At 73.4% G+C, this 17,676-nt stretch carries 18 protein-coding genes; 11 read left to right on the top strand and 7 right to left on the bottom strand.

The genetic code is table 11. The features are described 5' to 3' along the window. Positions 1-10: 10 nt before the first annotated feature. Together AC5L3C_RS30355 and hmgA are read right to left on the bottom strand one after the other, a co-directional pair. Positions 11-760 carry a GntR family transcriptional regulator gene (locus AC5L3C_RS30355; RefSeq protein ID WP_125507796.1) on the bottom strand — a complete coding sequence of 250 codons (750 nt, stop codon included), beginning with the start codon at positions 758-760 and terminating at the stop codon, positions 11-13. 27 nt (positions 761-787) lie between these two features. Beyond that, positions 788-2,140: a homogentisate 1,2-dioxygenase gene (hmgA, locus tag AC5L3C_RS30360; protein ID WP_493652176.1), complete on the bottom strand. Its 1,353-nt coding sequence runs from the start codon at positions 2,138-2,140 to the stop codon at positions 788-790. 173 nt (positions 2,141-2,313) lie between these two features. Here hmgA and AC5L3C_RS30365 point away from each other — a divergent pair, with 173 nt between their 5' ends. The 7 genes from AC5L3C_RS30365 (at position 2,314) to AC5L3C_RS30395 (ending at position 10,318) form a co-directional block, all read left to right on the top strand. Then, positions 2,314-2,916, top strand: coding sequence for a hypothetical protein (locus AC5L3C_RS30365; RefSeq protein WP_493652177.1), 603 nt, complete (start codon positions 2,314-2,316; stop codon positions 2,914-2,916). After that, on the top strand, positions 2,916-3,533 hold the full coding sequence (locus AC5L3C_RS30370; protein WP_493654089.1) for a TetR/AcrR family transcriptional regulator: 618 nt from the start codon (positions 2,916-2,918) through the stop codon (positions 3,531-3,533). The genes AC5L3C_RS30365 and AC5L3C_RS30370 overlap by 1 nt, the downstream gene beginning before the upstream one ends. 90 nt (positions 3,534-3,623) lie before the next feature. Further along, complete coding sequence (locus tag AC5L3C_RS30375; protein ID WP_493652179.1) at positions 3,624-5,891, top strand: molybdopterin oxidoreductase family protein; 2,268 nt, start codon at positions 3,624-3,626, stop codon at positions 5,889-5,891. 75 nt (positions 5,892-5,966) lie between these two features. After that, complete coding sequence (locus tag AC5L3C_RS30380) at positions 5,967-6,170, top strand: hypothetical protein (RefSeq protein ID WP_125507804.1); 204 nt, start codon at positions 5,967-5,969, stop codon at positions 6,168-6,170. Between the two features lie 208 nt (positions 6,171-6,378). Continuing rightward, positions 6,379-7,722 (top strand): ABC transporter ATP-binding protein, encoded by a 1,344-nt coding sequence (locus AC5L3C_RS30385; RefSeq protein ID WP_493652181.1) that lies wholly within the window; start codon positions 6,379-6,381, stop codon positions 7,720-7,722. Positions 7,723-7,826: 104 nt separating this feature from the next. Continuing rightward, positions 7,827-9,215: an aldehyde dehydrogenase family protein gene (locus tag AC5L3C_RS30390; RefSeq protein WP_493652183.1), complete on the top strand. Its 1,389-nt coding sequence runs from the start codon at positions 7,827-7,829 to the stop codon at positions 9,213-9,215. Positions 9,216-9,232: 17 nt separating this feature from the next. Continuing rightward, positions 9,233-10,318, top strand: a complete 1,086-nt coding sequence (locus AC5L3C_RS30395; protein ID WP_493652184.1) for a Zn-dependent alcohol dehydrogenase — start codon at positions 9,233-9,235, stop codon at positions 10,316-10,318. 91 nt (positions 10,319-10,409) lie between these two features. On the opposite strand, the gene AC5L3C_RS30400 is transcribed toward AC5L3C_RS30395, so the two are convergent. Both AC5L3C_RS30400 and AC5L3C_RS30405 read right to left on the bottom strand, forming a co-directional pair. Next, complete coding sequence (locus tag AC5L3C_RS30400; protein ID WP_493652186.1) at positions 10,410-11,120, bottom strand: ArsR/SmtB family transcription factor; 711 nt, start codon at positions 11,118-11,120, stop codon at positions 10,410-10,412. Positions 11,121-11,152: 32 nt separating this feature from the next. Beyond that, the gene (locus AC5L3C_RS30405) at positions 11,153-11,809 is read right to left on the bottom strand and encodes a TetR/AcrR family transcriptional regulator (protein WP_493652188.1); all 657 of its coding nucleotides are present in this window, start codon (positions 11,807-11,809) and stop codon (positions 11,153-11,155) included. A gap of 88 nt (positions 11,810-11,897) precedes the next feature. Here AC5L3C_RS30405 and AC5L3C_RS30410 point away from each other — a divergent pair, with 88 nt between their 5' ends. The 3 genes from AC5L3C_RS30410 to AC5L3C_RS30420 all read left to right on the top strand — a co-directional run bounded on the left by AC5L3C_RS30410 (position 11,898) and on the right by AC5L3C_RS30420 (position 14,141). Next, positions 11,898-13,049, top strand: a complete 1,152-nt coding sequence (locus tag AC5L3C_RS30410) for an acyl-CoA dehydrogenase family protein (protein ID WP_493654090.1) — start codon at positions 11,898-11,900, stop codon at positions 13,047-13,049. Positions 13,050-13,109: 60 nt separating this feature from the next. After that, entirely contained in the window at positions 13,110-13,397 is a 288-nt protein-coding gene (locus tag AC5L3C_RS30415) for a YiaA/YiaB family inner membrane protein (RefSeq protein WP_125507816.1), read from the top strand. A 99-nt stretch (positions 13,398-13,496) separates the two neighbouring features. After that, positions 13,497-14,141, top strand: coding sequence for a TetR/AcrR family transcriptional regulator (locus tag AC5L3C_RS30420; protein WP_493652189.1), 645 nt, complete (start codon positions 13,497-13,499; stop codon positions 14,139-14,141). On the opposite strand, the gene AC5L3C_RS30425 is transcribed toward AC5L3C_RS30420, so the two are convergent. Then, the gene (locus tag AC5L3C_RS30425; protein WP_125507819.1) at positions 14,132-14,593 is read right to left on the bottom strand and encodes a MaoC family dehydratase; all 462 of its coding nucleotides are present in this window, start codon (positions 14,591-14,593) and stop codon (positions 14,132-14,134) included. The genes AC5L3C_RS30420 and AC5L3C_RS30425 overlap by 10 nt on opposite strands. A gap of 138 nt (positions 14,594-14,731) precedes the next feature. Here AC5L3C_RS30425 and soxR point away from each other — a divergent pair, with 138 nt between their 5' ends. Next, positions 14,732-15,202, top strand: a complete 471-nt coding sequence (gene soxR, locus AC5L3C_RS30430; protein ID WP_493652192.1) for a redox-sensitive transcriptional activator SoxR — start codon at positions 14,732-14,734, stop codon at positions 15,200-15,202. A 604-nt stretch (positions 15,203-15,806) separates the two neighbouring features. Here soxR and AC5L3C_RS30435 read toward each other — a convergent pair. Beyond that, positions 15,807-16,874, bottom strand: coding sequence for an RNA ligase (ATP) (locus AC5L3C_RS30435; protein ID WP_493652193.1), 1,068 nt, complete (start codon positions 16,872-16,874; stop codon positions 15,807-15,809). 170 nt (positions 16,875-17,044) lie between these two features. Continuing rightward, positions 17,045-17,647: a hypothetical protein gene (locus tag AC5L3C_RS30440; RefSeq protein WP_125507826.1), complete on the bottom strand. Its 603-nt coding sequence runs from the start codon at positions 17,645-17,647 to the stop codon at positions 17,045-17,047. Positions 17,648-17,676: the final 29 nt, after the last annotated feature.

The following is a 17,676-nucleotide window of genomic DNA, read 5'->3' on the forward strand; positions in this document are numbered from 1 at the left end:
CGGGAGCGGATCAGGTGGCGTCCAGCGTCACCGTGAAGGAGAAGCGGTCGCCCCGGTAGTGGATGACGGCCACGTCCAGGGGCCGGCCGTCGGTGTCGTAGGTGACGCCCGTGTAGTGCAGGATCGGGCTGAGCAGCGGCACCTGGAGCAGGCGCGCCGTCTCCGGGTCGGCGAGCCGCGCCTCCACGGTGTCCGTGATCCGGCCGATGTCCGCCCCGACGGCGTCCCGCAGCACCTTGGTCATCGGCCACCGCACCAGATCGTCCAGGTCGATCCGGGCGGCCACTTCGGGGCGGACGTAGTTGCGGGCGTGGTTGGTCGGCTCGCCCGTCTTCTCGTCGCTGCGCAGCCGGTGGTACGCCGCCGCCTCGGTCAGGTCCGGGAAGTACTCGGCGAGCTCGGCCGGCACCGGCGCCGGACCGTGCTCCAGCAGCTCGGTGGTCATCCCGCTCTGCTGGGCCACGATCGCGTCCACCGAGCCCAGCAGCCGCACCGGGGAGCCCCGCCGGGCGCCGGGCTCGATGAAGGTCCCGCGCCGGCGGTGGCGGGTGATGAGCCCCTCGTCCTCCAGCTCCTTCAGCGCCTGCCGCATGGTCAGCACGCTCACCCCGTAGTGCCCGGCCAGTTGTTCCTCGGTGGGCAGCCGCAGGGGGTCCTGGGGGGAGCGGCCGAGGATCGAGGCGCGCAGCGACTGCGACACCTGGTACCAGAGCGGCAACTTGCGATTCAGGACGATCGAATCCGGAGCGAAGGAGGTCACGGGCTATCCGTACCGGTCGGAGAACGTTCAGTGCAACGGTTGGAAGTGACGCTCGAGCCCCTGCCACACGTCGTCGTAGCCCTGCTGCAGGTGCTCCGCCCGTGCCGCCTGGGGGGTCAGGGACACCGGCCAGCGGGTCTCGAACATGAAGGCCAGGCCGTCGTCGATCTTCTGCGGCCGCAGTTCCGCCGCGCTCGCCCGGTCGAAGGTCTCCCGGTCCGGACCGTGCGCCGACATCATGTTGTGCAGCGAGCCCCCGCCCGGCACGAAGCCCTCCGCCTTCGCGTCGTACGCGCCCTCGATCAGGCCCATGTACTCGCTCATCACGTTCCGGTGGAAGTACGGCGGCCGGAAGGTGTCCTCGCCCACCAGCCAGCGGGGGGCGAAGACCACGAAGTCCACCCCGGCCAGCCCCGGTGTGTCGCTCGGCGAGGTCAGCACCGTGAAGATCGACGGGTCCGGGTGATCGTAGGAAATGGTGCCCATCACATTGAACCGGCGCAGATCGTAGGCGTACGGCACATGGTTGCCGTGCCAGGCCACGACATCCAGCGGGGAGTGGTCATAGGTGGCCGACCAGAGGTTGCCGCAGAACTTGTTCACCACCTCCACCGGACGCTCGACGTCCTCGAACGCGGCGACCGGCGCCCGGAAGTCACGGGGGTTCGCCAGCCCGTTGGCGCCGATGGGGCCGAGGTCGGGCAGCCGGAACGGCGCCCCGTAGTTCTCGCACACATAGCCGCGGGCGGACTCGTCCAGGAGCTCCACACGGAACCGCACCCCACGAGGGATCAGCGCGATGTGTCCCGGCTCCACATGCAGCAGCCCGAACTCCGTGCGCAGCAGCAGCCCGCCCCGCTCGGGGACGATCAGCAGCTCACCGTCGGCGTCGCTGAACACCCGGTCCATCGAGGCGGTGGCGTGGTACAGGTGCACGGCCATCCCGGTGCGCTGGGCGACGTCGCCGTTGCCCCCCAGGGTCCACAGGCCGGCCAGGAAGTCGGTCCCCTCGGCCGGCTCGGGCAGCGGGTTCCAGCGCAGCCGGTTGGGGTCGGGGACCGTCTGGGTGAAGGGCGCCGTGCGCAGCGCGCCGTTGCCCGTGCGGGTGAACGGGGGGTGGGCGGCCGACGGGCGGATCCGGTACAGCCAGGAGCGGCGGTTCGCCGCCCGCGGCTCGGTGAACGCCGAACCGCTGAGCTGCTCCGCGTACAGCCCGAGCGGTGCGCGCTGCGGCGAGTTGCGGCCCTCGGGCAGCGCGCCCGGGATCGCCTCGGAGCTGTGCTCGTTGCCGAAGCCGGAGAGGTGCTCCAGGCCCTCGGCCACCTTGCGCGCTCCCTCGCGGTCGACTGCTCCCGCGCGGGCGGTGCCCCCATCGGTCATCTTCGCTCCCTTGCGATCCGATTCCTATGGAACACCGTAGGATTGCGTTTTCCGCAGCGCAAGAGGGCGCGGACCCGTCGGCGCGGCGTGTCGCACCCTCCTCTCGTCGGAGGACACGGAACCAGACTCCAGGGGGATCCCCGGGCTCGTACCGGTGTTCTACGCTCCCCGGCATGACGTGGAGGCGGAGCATCATCACCGCGCTCGCGGTCTGTCTCGTCCTGTCGGCCGGAGCTGCGGGCTGCGACTCCCGTGCCGCCCAGGGGCAGGACGAGGTGTCGCCCTCGCCCGTCGGCCGGCTCCTCGAGGAGACGGACGCGGACGGGCGCCCCTATCGCGAGGTGGACGGGGAGAAGGCTCCCGAGCTCGGGGTCGAGGTCACCCCCGACGGTGAGGGCGGCTGGGACGTACGGCTGCGCGTGCGCAACTTCCGCTTCTCGCCCGAGGGGGCGAGCGATCGCGCGGTGCCCGGCCGGGGGATGGCCCGCCTCGAGGTCGACGGCCACCGTGTCGCCCTGCTGCGCACTCCCGAGTACCACCTGCCCAGCAGCTTCGTGACGCGCGGCACGCACCAGATCACCGCCCGCCTGTACGCCGATGACGGCTCGGTGTGGGCCGTGGACGGCGAGCCGGTCGAGAGCACCGCCGACATCACCGTCTCCGAGCAGGAGCCGAGCGCGGACCCGAGCGCGGAACCCCTCGCCGGCGCCGGCACACCGGAGCGTGGCCGCGGTGGCGGAGGGCGCGGTTCACCGGACGGCACCGAGCAGGCATGATGAGGCCCGTGCCCCATGCGACATCGCTCCGCAGAGCGCCCGTGCAGCGGCGCAGCGCCGAACGGCTGGCCAGAATCCTCGACGCCTGCGCCGAACTCCTCGACGAGGTCGGGTACGACGACCTGAGTACCCGGGCCGTCGCCGAGCGCGCCGGTGTCCCCATAGGCTCCGTCTACCGCTTCTTCGGCAACAAACGCCAGATGGCCGACGCGCTGGCCCAGCGCAATCTGGAACGCTTCACCGAACGCGTCGGCGAACGCCTCGAAGCCGCCGGCGACCGGGGCTGGCGGCACGCCATGGACGTCGTGCTCGACGCCTACCTGGAGATGAAGCGCACCGCCCCCGGCTTCTCGCTGGTCGACTTCGGCAACCAGATCCCGGTCGGCACCCGCCGCACCGAACCCAACCACCGTGTCGCCGACCCCCTCACCCGTCTGCTCTCGGCCTCTCTGGGCCGCGCCGTGGACGAGGACCTGAGCCGCGCCGTCCTCATCGCCGTCGAGACCGCCGACGCCCTGGTCCACCTGGCGTTCCGGATGGCGCCCGACGGGGACGAGAAGGTCATCGGCGAACTGCGGGGGATGCTGCGCGCCTATCTGGCCCAGGTCCTGGACTGAGGCCGGCCCGACGCCGCCCCTCCCCGCCATGCGTACCGGTCGGTATGCTCGGCTCGTCCGTGCGCCACGCCGCCGTACCCGGGAGGACCCGTGTCCCGCACCGCCCTTCGCATCTGTCCGCTGTGCGAGGCCACCTGCGGCCTGACGCTCACCATCGACGACGGCAGGGTCACCGGCGCGCGCGGCGACCGCGACGACGTGTTCAGCCAGGGCTTCATCTGCCCCAAGGGCGCCGCCTTCGGCGCCGTGGACTCCGATCCCGACCGGCTGCGCGCCCCCCTCGTCCGCGTCGACGGGGAACTGCGCGAGACGACCTGGGAGGCGGCGTTCGACGCGGTGGCCGCCGGGATACGTCCGGTCGTCGAGCGGCACGGACCGCACGCCGTCGGCGTCGTCCTCGGCAACCCCAACGTGCACACCATGGCCGGCGCCCTCTACCCGCCCGTGCTGATCGGCGGGCTCGGCACCCGCAGCCTGTTCACCGCCTCCACCGTCGACCAGATGCCCAAGCACGTCTCCAGCGGCCTGCTCTACGGCGACGCGAACCTCATCCCGGTGCCCGACCTCGACCGCACCGACCACCTCCTGCTGATCGGCGCCAACCCCCTGGAGTCCAACGGCAGCCTGTGCACCGCCCCCGACTTCCCCGGCCGGCTCAAGGCGCTCCGGGCCCGCGGCGGCACCCTCACCGTCATCGACCCCCGCCGCACCCGCACCGCCCGCCTCGCCGACCGGCACCTCGCCGTCCGCCCCGGCACCGACGCGCTGCTCCTCGCGGCGATGGCGCACACCCTGCTCGACGAGGGCCTCGCCGACCTCGGCGAGCGGGCACCGCACATCCAGGGGTACGACGACCTCGCCGCCGCACTCGACGGCTTCACACCCGAGGCGGTGGCCGCCGCCTGCGACATCGACGCCCCCCTCATCCGCACCCTCGCCCGCGAACTCGCCGCCGCACCCACCGCCGCCGTCTACGGCCGCATCGGCAGCTGCACCGTCCCGCACGGCACCCTCGCCAGCTGGCTCGTCGACGTCCTCAACATCCTCACCGGCAACCTCGACCGCCCCGGTGGCGCCCTCTTCCCGCAGGCCGCCACCGACCGGACACCGCGCCCCGCCGGACCCGGCCGCGGCTTCGCCCTCGGACGCTGGCACTCCCGGGTGCGCCGGCACCCCGAGGCCAAGGGCGAACTCCCGCTGGCCGCCCTCGCCGAGGAGATCGACACCCCCACCGACGAGGGCGAGCCGGTCCGCGCCCTCATCGCCGTCGCCGCCAACCCCGTGCTCTCCGCCCCGGACGGCGACCGGCTCGACAAGGCGCTCGGCTCGCTCGACTTCATGGTGAGCGTCGACCCCTACCTCAACGAGACCTCGCGGCACGCCGACGTCGTCCTGCCGCCGCCCCCGCCCGCGCAGAGCCCGCACCACGACTTCGCCTTCAACACCCTCGCCGTGCGCAACCAGGTCCGCTACACCCGCGCGGCCGTCCCCCTGGAGCCCGGCCGCATGACCGAGACCGAGATCCTCGCCCGGCTGGTCCTCGCCGCCACCGGCATGCACGGCGCCGACCCCGCGGCCGTGGACGCCCTGGTGATCGAACAGACCCTCGGCAAGGCGGTCCGGGACCCGAACTCCCCGGTGCACGGCCGCGACCCCAAGGACCTCGCCGACCGCCTCACCGGCGACAACGGCCCCGAACGGCGCCTCGACATGATGCTGCGCCTCGGCCCCTACGGCGACGGCTTCGGCGCCGACCCGGACGGCCTCACCCTCGCCAGGCTGCTCGCCCACCCGCACGGCATCGACCTCGGCCCGCTGCGCCCCCGGCTGCCCCAGCCGCTGAAGACCCGCAGCGGCAAGGTCGAACTGCTCCCCGGGCCCATCGCCGCCGACCTCCCCCGGCTCCGCGCCGCCCTGGACGAGCGCCCCGCCGGACTCGTCCTCGTCGGCCGCCGCCATCTGCGCTCCAACAACAGCTGGATGCACAACGTGCCCGCCCTCACCGGCGGCTCCAACCGCTGCACCCTCCACCTCCACCCCGACGACGCCGAACGCCTCGGCATCCGGGACGGGCAGCCGGTGCGCGTCAAGGGAGCCGGCGGCGAGGTGACCGCCCCCGCGGAGGTCACCGACGCCGTGCGCCGGGGCGTGGTGAGCCTGCCGCACGGCTGGGGCCACGACCGCCCCGGCACCCGTACCCGGCACGCGTCCGCCGACCCCGGCGCCAACGTCAACCAGCTCCTCGACGGCAGCCTCCTCGACCCGCTGTCCGGCAACGCCGTCCTCAACGGGGTGCCCGTCGAGGTGGCCCCGCGGACCGCCGCCGCCGAACGGCGCCCGGGAACCCGCGTGCCCTGACAGGATGGGCGCACCACACGCACGCACGGGCGCGCCGCGGGCAGCGGGGCCCCCGTGCGCCACGAGAGGAACGTCATGCTGATAGCCGTGCTGTCCGTCGTGCTCCTGGCCGTCGTCGCCGGATGCGCCTGCGTCGTCTGGGCGGCGCGCGGCGGTCCGCGCTGGACGCACGGCGTGGCGAAGGCGACCCTGGCGACGGGCGAGGTGCTCCGGGTGGTCCGTCCCCGCCCGGGCACGAGGGGATCCACGATGAGCGGCTCCGACGGCGGGGAGGGCTGACGCACGGCGCGCCGGTGCCGCGCCGCCGCACGCACTGAATCCCCGCGTCCGGTTTCTCACGGATCGGACGAAGCTCCGAGATCCTGTCCCGCATCTTCCCCCGGCCGCCTACTTTCCGTTAGCTTCCGTGACTCACACGTCCCGTACGACCCGCACGTGGCGTCCGACTGCGGAGCTACAGCGCTCTGATGAGCCCCGGGGGCCCCTCATGACACGCGCCATCACCCTGCACGACGTGAGCAAGAGCTACACGCGAGGTGTCCGCGTGGTGGACCGGCTGTCGCTGGACATCGCGCCGGGAGAGTTCCTCGTCCTGCTCGGTCCCTCCGGCTGCGGCAAGTCCACCGTGCTCCGGATGATCGCCGGACTGGAGGAGATCGACGAGGGCCGGCTCTTCCTCGACGGCGAGTACGGCAACGAGCTGCCCCCGTCCGACCGGGACATGGCGATGGTGTTCCAGAACTTCGCCCTGTACCCGAGCATGACCAGCCGCGACAACATCGGTTTCCCGCTGCGCATCGAGGCGCCCGGCACCGACCCGTCCCCACGGGTGGACGCCACCGCCCGCATGCTCGGCATCGAGGACCTCCTCGACCGCTTCCCCGCCCAGCTCTCCGGCGGTGAGCGCCAGCGGGTCGCCATGGGCCGGGCCATCGCCCGCCACCCCTCCGCGTTCCTGATGGACGAGCCGCTGTCCAACCTCGACGCCAAGCTCCGCAACCATCTGCGCGCCGAGATCTCCCAGCTCACCCGCGAACTGGGCGTCACCACCGTCTATGTGACCCACGACCAGTCCGAGGCGATGTCGCTCGGCGACCGGGTGGCCGTGCTGCGCGGGGGCGTCCTGCAACAGGTCGGCACGCCGCGCACGGTGTACGCGCTGCCGAACAACGTCTTCGTCGCCGCGTTCATCGGCACCCCGCGCATCAATCTGCTGCGCGGTCTGGTGCGCGCCCCCCTGGACGGGGCGATGTCCATCAGCCTGGGCAAGCAGTTCCTGCGGCTGCCCGAACCGCTCTCCCTGGACCATCAGTTGCTCCGCGTCCAGCAGGGCCGTGAGGTCATCGTCGGGCTGCGCTCCGAGGCCGTCCGGATCGCCAAACCGTCCGCCGCCCGCCCCGGCGAGGTGGCCCTCACCGGCCTGGTGGAGCACCTGGAGTTCCAGGGCCACGAGGTGCTCGTGCACTTCAACACCGGGTCCCAGCCCGCCGTGGTGCCCGAACTGGAGGCCCCCCGGCCCGGACCCGAGCGCCAGGGCCGGCGCCGCCGCCGCGAGGGAGGCACCGTCCTGGAGCGGCTGCGGGAGCGGGCGGGCGCGCTGCGCACCGGGGGCGTCGCGACGCTGGAGGCCCCCGAGCGGCCCGCACCGGCGCCCTCCTCCGCCGACCCGCGCGTCCCGGGTGACCTCATCGTCCGCACCACTCCGGACATCCGCCTCCGGCACGGCATGCAGGTGCCGCTCCTGGTCGACCTCGCCCACCTGTTCGTCTTCGACCAGCACGGCGCACGGATCTGCCCGAACCCGGACCGGCTGCCCGACCTGGAAGAGTGACCGGGGCGCGGCGTTCCCCCCCTGGCGCGAGAAAACTATCATCGCTAGTTTAGGGTCCGGAGGACCGATCAGCCGTGTCCCGACGCCCGCCCGGAGGAAGCGCGATGAAGGCATACGACGGCATGTACATCGACGGGGCCTGGCGCCCGGCCGCCGGATCCGACGTGATCGACGTGGTGAACCCGGCCGACGAGCAGGTGATCGCCACCGTCCCCGCGGGCACCGCCGAGGACGTCGACGCCGCCGTGCGCGCCGCCCGTGCCGCCCTCCCGGCCTGGGCCGCCACCCCGCCCGACGAGCGCGCCGCCCGCCTCACCGCCCTGCGGGACGTGCTGGCCGCCCGGCGGGAGGAGATCGCCGAGACGGTGACCGCCGAACTCGGCTCGCCCCTGAGGCTCTCGCAGGCCGTCCACGCGGGCGTCCCGGTCGTGGTCGCGGGCTCGTACGCCGAGCTGGCGGCGACGTACTCCTTCGAGGAGCGGGTGGGCAACTCGACGGTGCTGCACGAACCGGTCGGTGTGGTCGGCGCGATCACCCCCTGGAACTACCCCCTGCACCAGATCGTCGCCAAGGCCGCCCCCGCCCTCGCCGCCGGCTGCACCATCGTCGTCAAGCCCGCCGAGGACACCCCGCTGGTCGCCCGGCTCTTCGCGGAGACCGTGCACGAGGCCGGGATCCCCGCGGGCGTGTTCAACCTCGTCACCGGCCTCGGCCCGGTGGCCGGCCAGGCCCTCGCCGAGCACCCGGACGTCGACCTGCTCTCCTTCACCGGCTCCACCGCCGTCGGCCGCCGCATCGGCGCGATCGCCACCGGCATGGTGAAGAAGGTCGCCCTCGAACTCGGCGGCAAGTCCGCCAACGTCGTCCTGCCCAGCGCCGACCTCGCCCGCGCGGTGAACGTCGGGGTCGCCAACGTGATGACCAACTCCGGCCAGACGTGCAGCGCCTGGACCCGCATGCTGGTCCACCGCGACCAGTACGACGAGGCGGTGGAGCTCGCGGCGGGCGCCGCCGCCAAGTACGGCGACCGCATCGGGCCGGTGGTCAGCGCCAGGCAGCGGGACCGGGTGCGCGGCTACATCGAGAAGGGCGTCGCCGAGGGCGCCCGCCTGGTCGCGGGCGGCCCCGAGGCCCCGCGCGAACAGGGCTTCTACGTCAGCCCCACCGTCTTCGCCGACGTCACCCCGGAGATGACCATCGCCCAGGAGGAGATCTTCGGCCCCGTCCTGTCCGTCCTGCGCTACGACGACGAGGACGACGCCCTGCGCATCGCCAACGGCACCGTCTACGGCCTCGCCGGTGCCGTGTGGGCCGGCGACGAGGCGGAGGCGGTGGCCTTCGCCCGGCGCATGGACACCGGTCAGGTCGACATCAACGGCGGCCGCTTCAACCCCCGCGCGCCCTTCGGCGGTTACAAGCAGTCGGGCGTGGGCCGTGAACTCGGGGCGCACGGCCTGTCCGAGTACCTCCAGACCAAGTCCCTCCAGCTCTAAGGGGAGTCGTGTCCGCCATGGCCGTACGTGCCGCCGTTCTGCCCGCCGTCGGTGCCCCGCTGGAGGTCACCGGGATCGACCTGCCCGAGCCCGGACCCGGCCGGGTCCGCGTCCGGCTCGCCGCCGCCGGCGTCTGCCACTCCGACCTGTCCCTGTCCAACGGCACCATGCGTGTGCCGGTCCCGGCCGTCCTCGGCCACGAGGGCGCCGGCACGGTCGTCGCCGTCGGCGAGGGAGTCACCCATGTCGCGCCCGGCGACGGCGTGGTGCTCAACTGGGCCCCCTCCTGCGGCACCTGCCGTGCCTGCGCGCGCGGCGAGGTGTGGCTGTGCGCGGGCGCCCTGGACGGCGCGGCGCAGGTGCACGCCCGCCGCGCCGACGACGGCACCGACCTGCACCCGGGGCTGAACGTCGCCGCGTTCGCCGAGGAGACGGTGGTGGCCGCCTCCTGTGTCCTGCCCGCCCCGGAGGGCGTCCCGCTCGCCGACGCCGCCCTGCTGGGCTGCGCGGTGCTCACCGGCTACGGCGCGGTGCACCACTCCGCGCGGGTGCGGCCCGGCGAGAGCGTCGCGGTCTTCGGCGTCGGGGGAGTGGGCCTCGCCGCCCTCCAGTCGGCCCGGATCGCGGGCGCCTCGACGATCGTCGCGGTCGACGTCTCCCCGCACAAGGAGGAACTCGCCCGTGCCGCCGGGGCCACCGACTACCTCGTCGCCTCCGACACCACCGCCCGGCAGATCCGCGCCCTCACCGGCAAGGAGGGCGTGGACGCGGCCGTGGAGTGCGTCGGGCGCGCGACCACCATCCGCACGGCGTGGGAGTCCACCCGGCGCGGCGGACGCACCACGGTCGTCGGCATCGGCGGAAAGGACCAGCAGGTCACCTTCAACGCCCTGGAACTCTTCCACTGGGGCCGGACCCTCTCCGGCTGCGTCTACGGCAACTCCGACCCCGCCCGGGACCTTCCGGTCCTCGCCGGACACATCCGGGCCGGCCGCCTCGACCCGGGCGCCCTGGTCACCGACCGCATCACCCTCGGGGGCATCCCGGCCGCCTTCGACACCATGCTCGCGGGCAAGGGCGGACGGGCGCTGGTGGTGTTCTAGGCCCTGCCGGCACGGGGCGTCGCACGGCAGACGGGAAGGGGACGACACGGCCCGGCCGGGCCGCGCGGGCGTCCTGCCGGGCGTCAGAGGGTCAGTCCAGAGCCCCCGCGTCGATGCCCAGCAGCTCCGACAGGGCGCGGGCGCCGGCCGGGGTCACCTTCACCGCGCGCTCGGAGCCGATGCGCACGCACCACTGCTCGCGCAGGGCGTGCCCGCACAGCGCCGCGCCCGCGGCTCCGGCGAGGTGGGGGCGGCGTTCCGTCCAGTCCAGGCAGGCGCGGGCCAGCGGGCGGCGTCCCGGGCGGTCCAGGCCGATACCGGCCCCGGCGAACCAGCTCAGTCCCGCGTCGGTGAGCGCGAACCCGGTGTCCTGGCGCAGCAGCCCCCGCGCGGTGAGCGCGTCGGTGACGGCGATGCCGAGCCGGCCGGCGAGATGGTCGTAGCAGGTGCGGCCGCGGGCCATGGCGGAACCGGCACCGGACTGCCGCAGGGTGCGCACGGGTTCGGCGGCCTCCGGGGCGAGCTGTGCGGCCAGGTCCTCCACCAGCTGGGCGGCCCGCGCGTCGGCGAGCCGTACATACCGGTGCCGGCCCTGGCGCTCCTCGGCCAGCAGCCCGCCCGCGACCAGCTTGCCCAGATGCTCGCTCAGCGTGGACGCGGCGACCCCGCAGTGCCGGGCCAGCTCGCCCGCCGTCCAGGCCCGCCCGTCCAGCAGCGCCAGCAGACACGCGGCCCGGGTCTCGTCGGCGACCAGCGCGGCGAACCGGGCCAGCCCCGCCGCCCGGGCATCCTTCCTGCTCATGCCCCCAGCATGCGCCCAGGACGCTTCGGCGTTCACCGAAGGGTGCCGCCGGCCTGCTTCCGCAGCTGCTCGTACTGGAGCGCCAGCCCGTCCAGCAGGGCGGTCAGCCCCGTCTCGAAGGCCCGCTCGTCGATCTTCTCCTGCTGCTCGGCGAGCAGATGGGCCTGCCCCAGGTGGGGGTAGTCGGCGGGGTCGTAGGCACCGGCGTCGTCCACGAAGCCGCCCGCGAAGGAGCCGAGCGCCGAGCCCATGACGAAGTACCGCATCAGCGCGCCGATGGACGTGGCCTGCGCGGGCGGCCAGCCCGCCTCGACCATGGCGCCGTAGGCCGCGTCGGCGAGCCGGAGCGCCGCCGGGCGGCGGCCGGGGCCGCGGGCCAGCACCGGGACGATGTTCGGGTGGTCGCGCAGCGCGGAGCGGTAGGAGACCGCCCAGTCGTGCAGCGCGGTCCGCCAGTCCCGGCCGTCCTCGAACATCGACAGGTCGACCTGGGCGCTGACCGAGTCGGCCACCGCCTCCAGGATCTCGTCCTTGGTGCGGAAGTGGTTGTAGAGCGAGGGCCCGCTGACCCCCAGCTCCGCCGCGAGCCGCCGGGTGGAGACGGCGGCCAGGCCCTCCGCGTCCACGAGCGCACGGGCCGTCTCGACGATCCGGTCGGTGCTGAGCAGGGGCTTGCGCGGTCGGGCCATGGCGCACATAGTAGGACCGCGACAGAAACTAGCAGTGTTAATTTAAATGTACACGGGCCTGTTGGCTCTCACGTGGGGTGACGCGGTGATGAACCTGGAGCTGAGTGACGAGCAGGAGGCCGTCCGCCGGCTCGCCCGGGACTTCGTCGAGCGCGAGGTCGTGCCCCACGCCACCGCCTGGGACCGCGCCGAGGAGGTCGACCGCTCCATCGTCGGGAAGCTCGGCGAGGTCGGCTTCCTCGGGCTGACGGTCGACGAGGAGTACGGCGGCTCCGGCGGGGACCATCTCTCGTACTGCCTGGTCACCGAGGAGCTGGGCCGTGGCGACTCCTCCGTGCGCGGCATCGTCTCCGTCTCCCTCGGCCTGGTCGCCAAGACCGTCGCCGCGTGGGGAAGTGAGGAGCACAAGCGCGCCTGGCTGCCCGGTCTGACCTCGGGGGAGTACGTCGGCTGCTTCGGCCTCACCGAGCCGGGCACCGGCTCCGACGCCGGCCGGCTCACCACCCGCGCGGTGCGCGACGGCGACGACTACGTCATCGACGGCAGCAAGATGTTCATCACCAACGGCACCTGGGCCGACGTCGTCCTGCTCTTCGCCCGCTCCACCGACGACCCCGGTCACCGGGGCGTCTCCGCCTTCCTCGTCCCCGCCGACACCCCGGGCCTGACCCGCCGCGCGGTCCACGGCAAGCTCGGGCTGCGCGGCCAGGCCACCGCCGAACTGGTGCTGGAAGGGGTGCGCGTGCCCGCCTCGGCGCTGCTGGGGGAGGAGGGCAAGGGCTTCTCCGTCGCCATGTCCGCCCTCGCCAAGGGCCGGATGTCGGTGGCGGCCGGCTGCGTCGGCATCGCCCGCGCGGCGCTGGACGCGGCCGTGCGCTACGCGGGGGAGCGGGAGCAGTTCGGCAAGCCCATCGCCGGCCATCAGCTCGTCCAGGAGCTGATCAGCGACATCGCCGTGGACGTGGACGCGGCCCGGCTGCTGACCTGGCGGGTCGCCGACCTGATCGACCGCGGCCGGCCGTTCGCCGTCGAGTCCTCCAAGGCCAAGCTGTTCGCCTCGGAGGCGGCCGTCCGCGCCGCGAACAACGCCCTCCAGGTCTTCGGCGGCTACGGGTACATCGACGAGTACCCGGTGGGCAAACTCCTGCGCGACGCGCGGGTGATGACCCTGTACGAGGGCACCAGTCAGATCCAGAAGCTGGTCATCGGACGCGATCTGACCGGGGTCTCCGCCTTCTGAGTACGGCTCTGAGTACGCGAGCGGATGTGGCGGCGGACACGTGTGCCGATGCTGGTCCCCATGAGTGACACACCGGTCAAGCAGCAGAGCACGGCCGCCTTCTACGGACAGGCCGTCGCGTCCTTCGGGGTGGCCCTGGGGGCCACCGCGGTCGGCATCTTCAACCTGGAGACCGACACCTGGGTCCGCGCGTTCCTGGGGATCGCCGTCCTGTACCTGGTCACCTCCGCGTTCACCCTGGCCAAGGTCATCCGCGACCGCCAGGAGGCCGGGCAGATCGTGAACCGGGTCGACCAGGCCCGCCTGGAGAAGCTCCTCGCCGAGCACGACCCGCTGCAGAAGCTCTGAGGCGCGCGGGCTCCCGGGCGCGGAGGCCCCGACGCGCACTAAGCGCTCGCTCACCCTTGCCGGTATGGTGGTGGCCCTGCCAGCGAATGAGGTGAGTTGATGAGTACGGCGGAGGAGACGGCCGGTGCCGAGGCGGAGCCGTGGGGCGAGGTCACGCCCGACGCGGCCCGACGGCTGCTGCTCGCTGCCGTGGAGGCGTTCGCCGAGCGCGGCTACCACGCGACGACGACCCGTGACATCGCGGGCCGCGCGGGGATGAGTCCGGCCGCGCTCTACATCCACTACAAGACCAAGGAAGAGCTGCTCCACAAGATCAGCAGGATCGGTCACGAGAAGGCCGTGGAGATCCTGCGCACGGCGGCCCGCGCGGAGGGCGGCCCGGCCGAGCGGCTCGCCGACGCGGTCAGCTCCTTCGTCCGCTGGCACGCGCGCGGGCGCACCACCGCCAGGGTCGTGCAGTACGAACTCGACTCGCTCGGCCCCGAGGCCCGCGCGGAGATCCTCGGTCTGCGGCGCCAGGTCGACGCCGAGGTGCGCGGGATCATCGAGGACGGGGCGCGCACCGGCGACTTCGACGTCGTCGACGTGCAGGGCACCACCCTCGCCGTGCTCTCGCTCTGCATCGACGTGGCCCGCTGGTTCAACGTGGACGGACCCCGTACGCCGGAGGAGGTCGGCGCGCTCTACGCCGACCTCGTGCTCCGGATGGTCGGGGCCGGGGCCTCCGGCGCCGCTCAGAGGTAGTAGCGGGCCACCGACTCCGCCACGCACACCGGCTTGTCGCCGCCCTCGCGCTCCACGGTGAACGCCGTGGCCACCTGGACGCCGCCCGGCACCTCGTCCACCGCGGTGATCGTCGCGGTGGCGCGCAGCCGCGAGCCGACCGGCACCGGGGCGGGGAAGCGCACCTTGTTGGTGCCGTAGTTCACGCCCATCTTCACGCCCTCGACGGTGATCAGCTGCGGGCCGAACAGCGGCAGCAGCGACAGCGTCAGATAGCCGTGGGCGATCGTCGTCCCGAACGGACCCGCCGCGGCCTTCTCCGGGTCGACGTGGATCCACTGGTGGTCGCCGGTGGCCTCGGCGAACAGGTCGATCCGCTTCTGGTCGATCTCCAGCCAGTCGGTGTACCCCAGCTGCTCGCCCACCGCCGTCCTCAGTTCGTCGACGGACGTGAAGATCCTCGGCTCTGCCATGTCCCGGCCTCTCGCGTCGCGTGAGCGCGGGCGGCATCGCCCTGCGCATGCCCATGTCTAAGCAACTGCTTAGCATGGTCGGCCGGGCGCCCCCTGTCAACGGACACGGGTGCCGTGGGGGTGGGTAGGCTTCGAGGAGTGCAACGGATTCCGGAAAAGATCCACGAGCTCACGGTCGGCCAGCTCTCCGCCCGCAGCGGCGCCGCGGTGTCGGCCCTGCACTTCTACGAGTCCAAGGGCCTGATCAGCAGCCGCCGCACACCGGGCAACCAGCGCCGCTACACCCGTGACACCCTGCGCCGGGTCGCCTTCATCCGCGCCGCCCAGCGCGTCGGCATCCCGCTCGCCACGATCCGCGAGGCGCTCGCCGAGCTGCCCGAGGAGCGCACCCCCACCCGGGACGACTGGGCGCACCTCTCCGAGGCCTGGCGCTCCGAACTGGACGAACGCATCAAGCAGCTCAACCGCCTGCGCGACCACCTCACGGACTGCATCGGCTGCGGCTGCCTCTCCCTGGACAAGTGCGTCCTGTCCAACCCCGACGACATCACCGGCGAACGCCTGACAGGCTCCCGCCTCCTCCCCGAACCTCCCGCACACGACGCCTGACCCCCAGGCACCGCCACGGAACGCTCACGCGGCACCGGGCGCGTACCGCGTCCGGCACGGAGAACTGGCTTCCCGCGCCGACGCCGACACCGCTTGCGCGGCGCCGGGCGGCCGATGCCGGATCCGGGGCGCAGTGGCCAGGCACCCGTCCCCGGGCCTTGCACCGCGACCGGCGGCCCCGAGCGGGGCTGTGCCGTCGTCGGCCGCCCGCCGGGGCCGACACCCGGCGGGGACGCTCCGTGTGCCGGTCAGGGATCGTGGTGGTGGCTGCCTGGCGCGAGGTACCGGGGGCGGCCCGGGTCCGGGGTGCCTTGCGCCACCGCCGGATCCCGGGCGTAGTGGCCGAGCTCCGCGCCAGGGACTCGCCCCGGCGACCGGCGGCCCGAGCCGCACCGCCCCGCCGCCGGCCGCCCGCGCCGGGGCCGACACGCGGTCGGTGGTCCGTGCCGGTCCGGGAGCGTGGTGGAGGCCTCCTGCGTCGCGCCGGCGTGCGGCGCCGGGTGGGCCGTGCCATGTCCGGGGCGCTGCGGAGAGGCACCCGCGTGCAGCCGGAGCGCGGCGACCGACGGCCCGGGCCCGTGGCCCGGGGGTCACCCCCCGGTGCTCACTCGTACTCCGTGCCGTTCCTGCGGGTCAGGTAGGACGGGCTTACGGCCTTGGCTATGGCGCGGGTGCCGGTTGTCGGGCTGTGGCGCTCGACGACCGGGCGGATCACCACGCCCTCCCGCAGGTGCAGCTCGCGGCCGGAGACCGTTTCGCGGCCGGTGGCGGTCTCAAGGACGTGCTCGCTGTCGTACGGGCCGGTGAAGAGGTGCGGGACCAGCGGCAGGCGGCCGGTCAGCAGCTGGGCGGGGGACAGCCAGCGCACGCGGCCGTCGATCTCCGCGGAGACGTCGAACACGGCGTACCCGAGGGTGTCGCGCCGCCCGTCCGCACCGTAGGACAGGTCCTGCACCCCCGCGCCGTACACCTCGCCGAAGATGCCGACCCGCCGGGCGCCCAGCCGGGCGGCGAGGTCCGCCGCGACCTCGGCGACGCCATGGCCGCGCACCGCACGCCAGTACAGATTGCGCGGGTCCTCCTTCAGCGCCAGCGACTTCGCGCCGAAGCCCTTGGAGGAGACGTACACCCTGTCCAGCTCGGCGGAGTACGTCAGCAGGCAGGCCGTGCCGTGCAGCTTCTCCGTGACCACCACGGGCTCGCCCGGCGCGAAGATCTCCGGGTAGCGCTGGATGTTCTCGATGTCGACCCACGGCAGCAGCTCGGGCGCGGACTCCACCTCACCGCTCATCGTCGGCGGGATGGGCGGCACCCACTTGGTGATGCCCAGCAGCTCCGCGAAGTCCGTTCCCTCCCCCGCCGCCCGCACCAGGTCCACGTCCGCGAGCGCCTTCGGCCGGCACACGATGCCCTGCGACAGCTCACCGCGCAGCCGGATCGCCTTGACCCGGTCACGGTTCCCGCCCGCCAGGCGGCCGGTCAGCCCCAGCTCCTCGATCAGCCCGGCGGGCAGCACGGACTGCTCGGGGATGTAGACGGCGGCGTCACCCGTACGGTACGCCCCCTTGGCGACGACGGCCCGGTACAGGCCCACCTGGGCCAGCTCGAGGGCGTCGGCGCCCGGGTGTTCGTGGACGGTCAGGATTTCGGCGGTGACGCGCAGCGTCGACATCGGGACAGCTCCCAGGGCTCCGAGGTGCGTTTCATCGCCCTCAACTGTCCGTGGAACAAAGCCCTGGAACGACCGGTTTCCCACCTGCTACGGTCCCCCGGGAGCCACCGGGGGTGCGGCATCCCCGGCGCACCCCCATGCCCCCGTTGCTCCCCGCCTCGCTCAGAACCTCAGGCCGACACCAGCAGCCTCGCCCGCCGCGCCTCCGCCAGCGCACCGGGAGTGAGCACGGGCCGCGGCACCAGAATTCCGCAGTCCGTGCAGACCGGGCCCGCCGACGGCTCGTGATCCAGGTCGTGACGCCATATGAGCCGTTCCCCCCGGCATACCGGGCAGGCGGTGCCCGGCTCCCGCTCCAGCGCGGCGATCAGCCGCCGCAGCACCTCCGCCAGTGGCTCCCGCGGATGCACCCGTGGATCGTCGCACCAGGCCACACCGAAACCGCCCCAGGTCAGCCGGTGCCAGTCGTCCACACTGCCCGGGCTGCGCAGCCCGTCCTGCTTCTCCTTCCTGCGGCGCTCGGCGAACTCCACCTCGTACGCCAGCCAGACCGCCCGGGCCTCCTCCAGTTCGTCCAGTGCGGCCACGAGCCGCGCCGGGTCGACGGAGCGGTCCTCGGGATCGAACCCGGCCCGCGCGCACAGATGGTCCCAGGTCGCCCGGTGACCGTAAGGAGCGAACCGCTCCAGGCACTTGCGCAGCGAATAACGCCGCAGGGCCAGATCGCACCGCGGATCTCGTACCTGTCTCGCCAGACTCCGGAAACCGGCCATCGTCCTGCACCTCCGTCACACCTGCACCT

Source organism: Streptomyces speibonae, from assembly GCF_984686075.1.

Excerpts from the sequence above, each read along its gene's own strand:
- hmgA (WP_493652176.1), bottom strand. The coding sequence starts at position 2,140 with ATGACCGATGGGGGCACCGCCCGCGCGGGAGCAGTCGACCGCGAGGGA.
- AC5L3C_RS30365 (WP_493652177.1), top strand. The coding sequence starts at position 2,314 with ATGACGTGGAGGCGGAGCATCATCACCGCGCTCGCGGTCTGTCTCGTC.
- AC5L3C_RS30370 (WP_493654089.1), top strand. The coding sequence starts at position 2,916 with ATGAGGCCCGTGCCCCATGCGACATCGCTCCGCAGAGCGCCCGTGCAG.
- AC5L3C_RS30380 (WP_125507804.1), top strand. The coding sequence starts at position 5,967 with ATGCTGATAGCCGTGCTGTCCGTCGTGCTCCTGGCCGTCGTCGCCGGA.
- AC5L3C_RS30385 (WP_493652181.1), top strand. The coding sequence starts at position 6,379 with ATGACACGCGCCATCACCCTGCACGACGTGAGCAAGAGCTACACGCGA.
- AC5L3C_RS30390 (WP_493652183.1), top strand. The coding sequence starts at position 7,827 with ATGAAGGCATACGACGGCATGTACATCGACGGGGCCTGGCGCCCGGCC.
- AC5L3C_RS30395 (WP_493652184.1), top strand. The coding sequence starts at position 9,233 with ATGGCCGTACGTGCCGCCGTTCTGCCCGCCGTCGGTGCCCCGCTGGAG.
- AC5L3C_RS30400 (WP_493652186.1), bottom strand. The coding sequence starts at position 11,120 with ATGAGCAGGAAGGATGCCCGGGCGGCGGGGCTGGCCCGGTTCGCCGCG.
- AC5L3C_RS30405 (WP_493652188.1), bottom strand. The coding sequence starts at position 11,809 with ATGGCCCGACCGCGCAAGCCCCTGCTCAGCACCGACCGGATCGTCGAG.
- AC5L3C_RS30410 (WP_493654090.1), top strand. The coding sequence starts at position 11,898 with ATGAACCTGGAGCTGAGTGACGAGCAGGAGGCCGTCCGCCGGCTCGCC.
- AC5L3C_RS30415 (WP_125507816.1), top strand. The coding sequence starts at position 13,110 with ATGAGTGACACACCGGTCAAGCAGCAGAGCACGGCCGCCTTCTACGGA.
- AC5L3C_RS30420 (WP_493652189.1), top strand. The coding sequence starts at position 13,497 with ATGAGTACGGCGGAGGAGACGGCCGGTGCCGAGGCGGAGCCGTGGGGC.
- AC5L3C_RS30425 (WP_125507819.1), bottom strand. The coding sequence starts at position 14,593 with ATGGCAGAGCCGAGGATCTTCACGTCCGTCGACGAACTGAGGACGGCG.
- AC5L3C_RS30435 (WP_493652193.1), bottom strand. The coding sequence starts at position 16,874 with ATGTCGACGCTGCGCGTCACCGCCGAAATCCTGACCGTCCACGAACAC.
- AC5L3C_RS30440 (WP_125507826.1), bottom strand. The coding sequence starts at position 17,647 with ATGGCCGGTTTCCGGAGTCTGGCGAGACAGGTACGAGATCCGCGGTGC.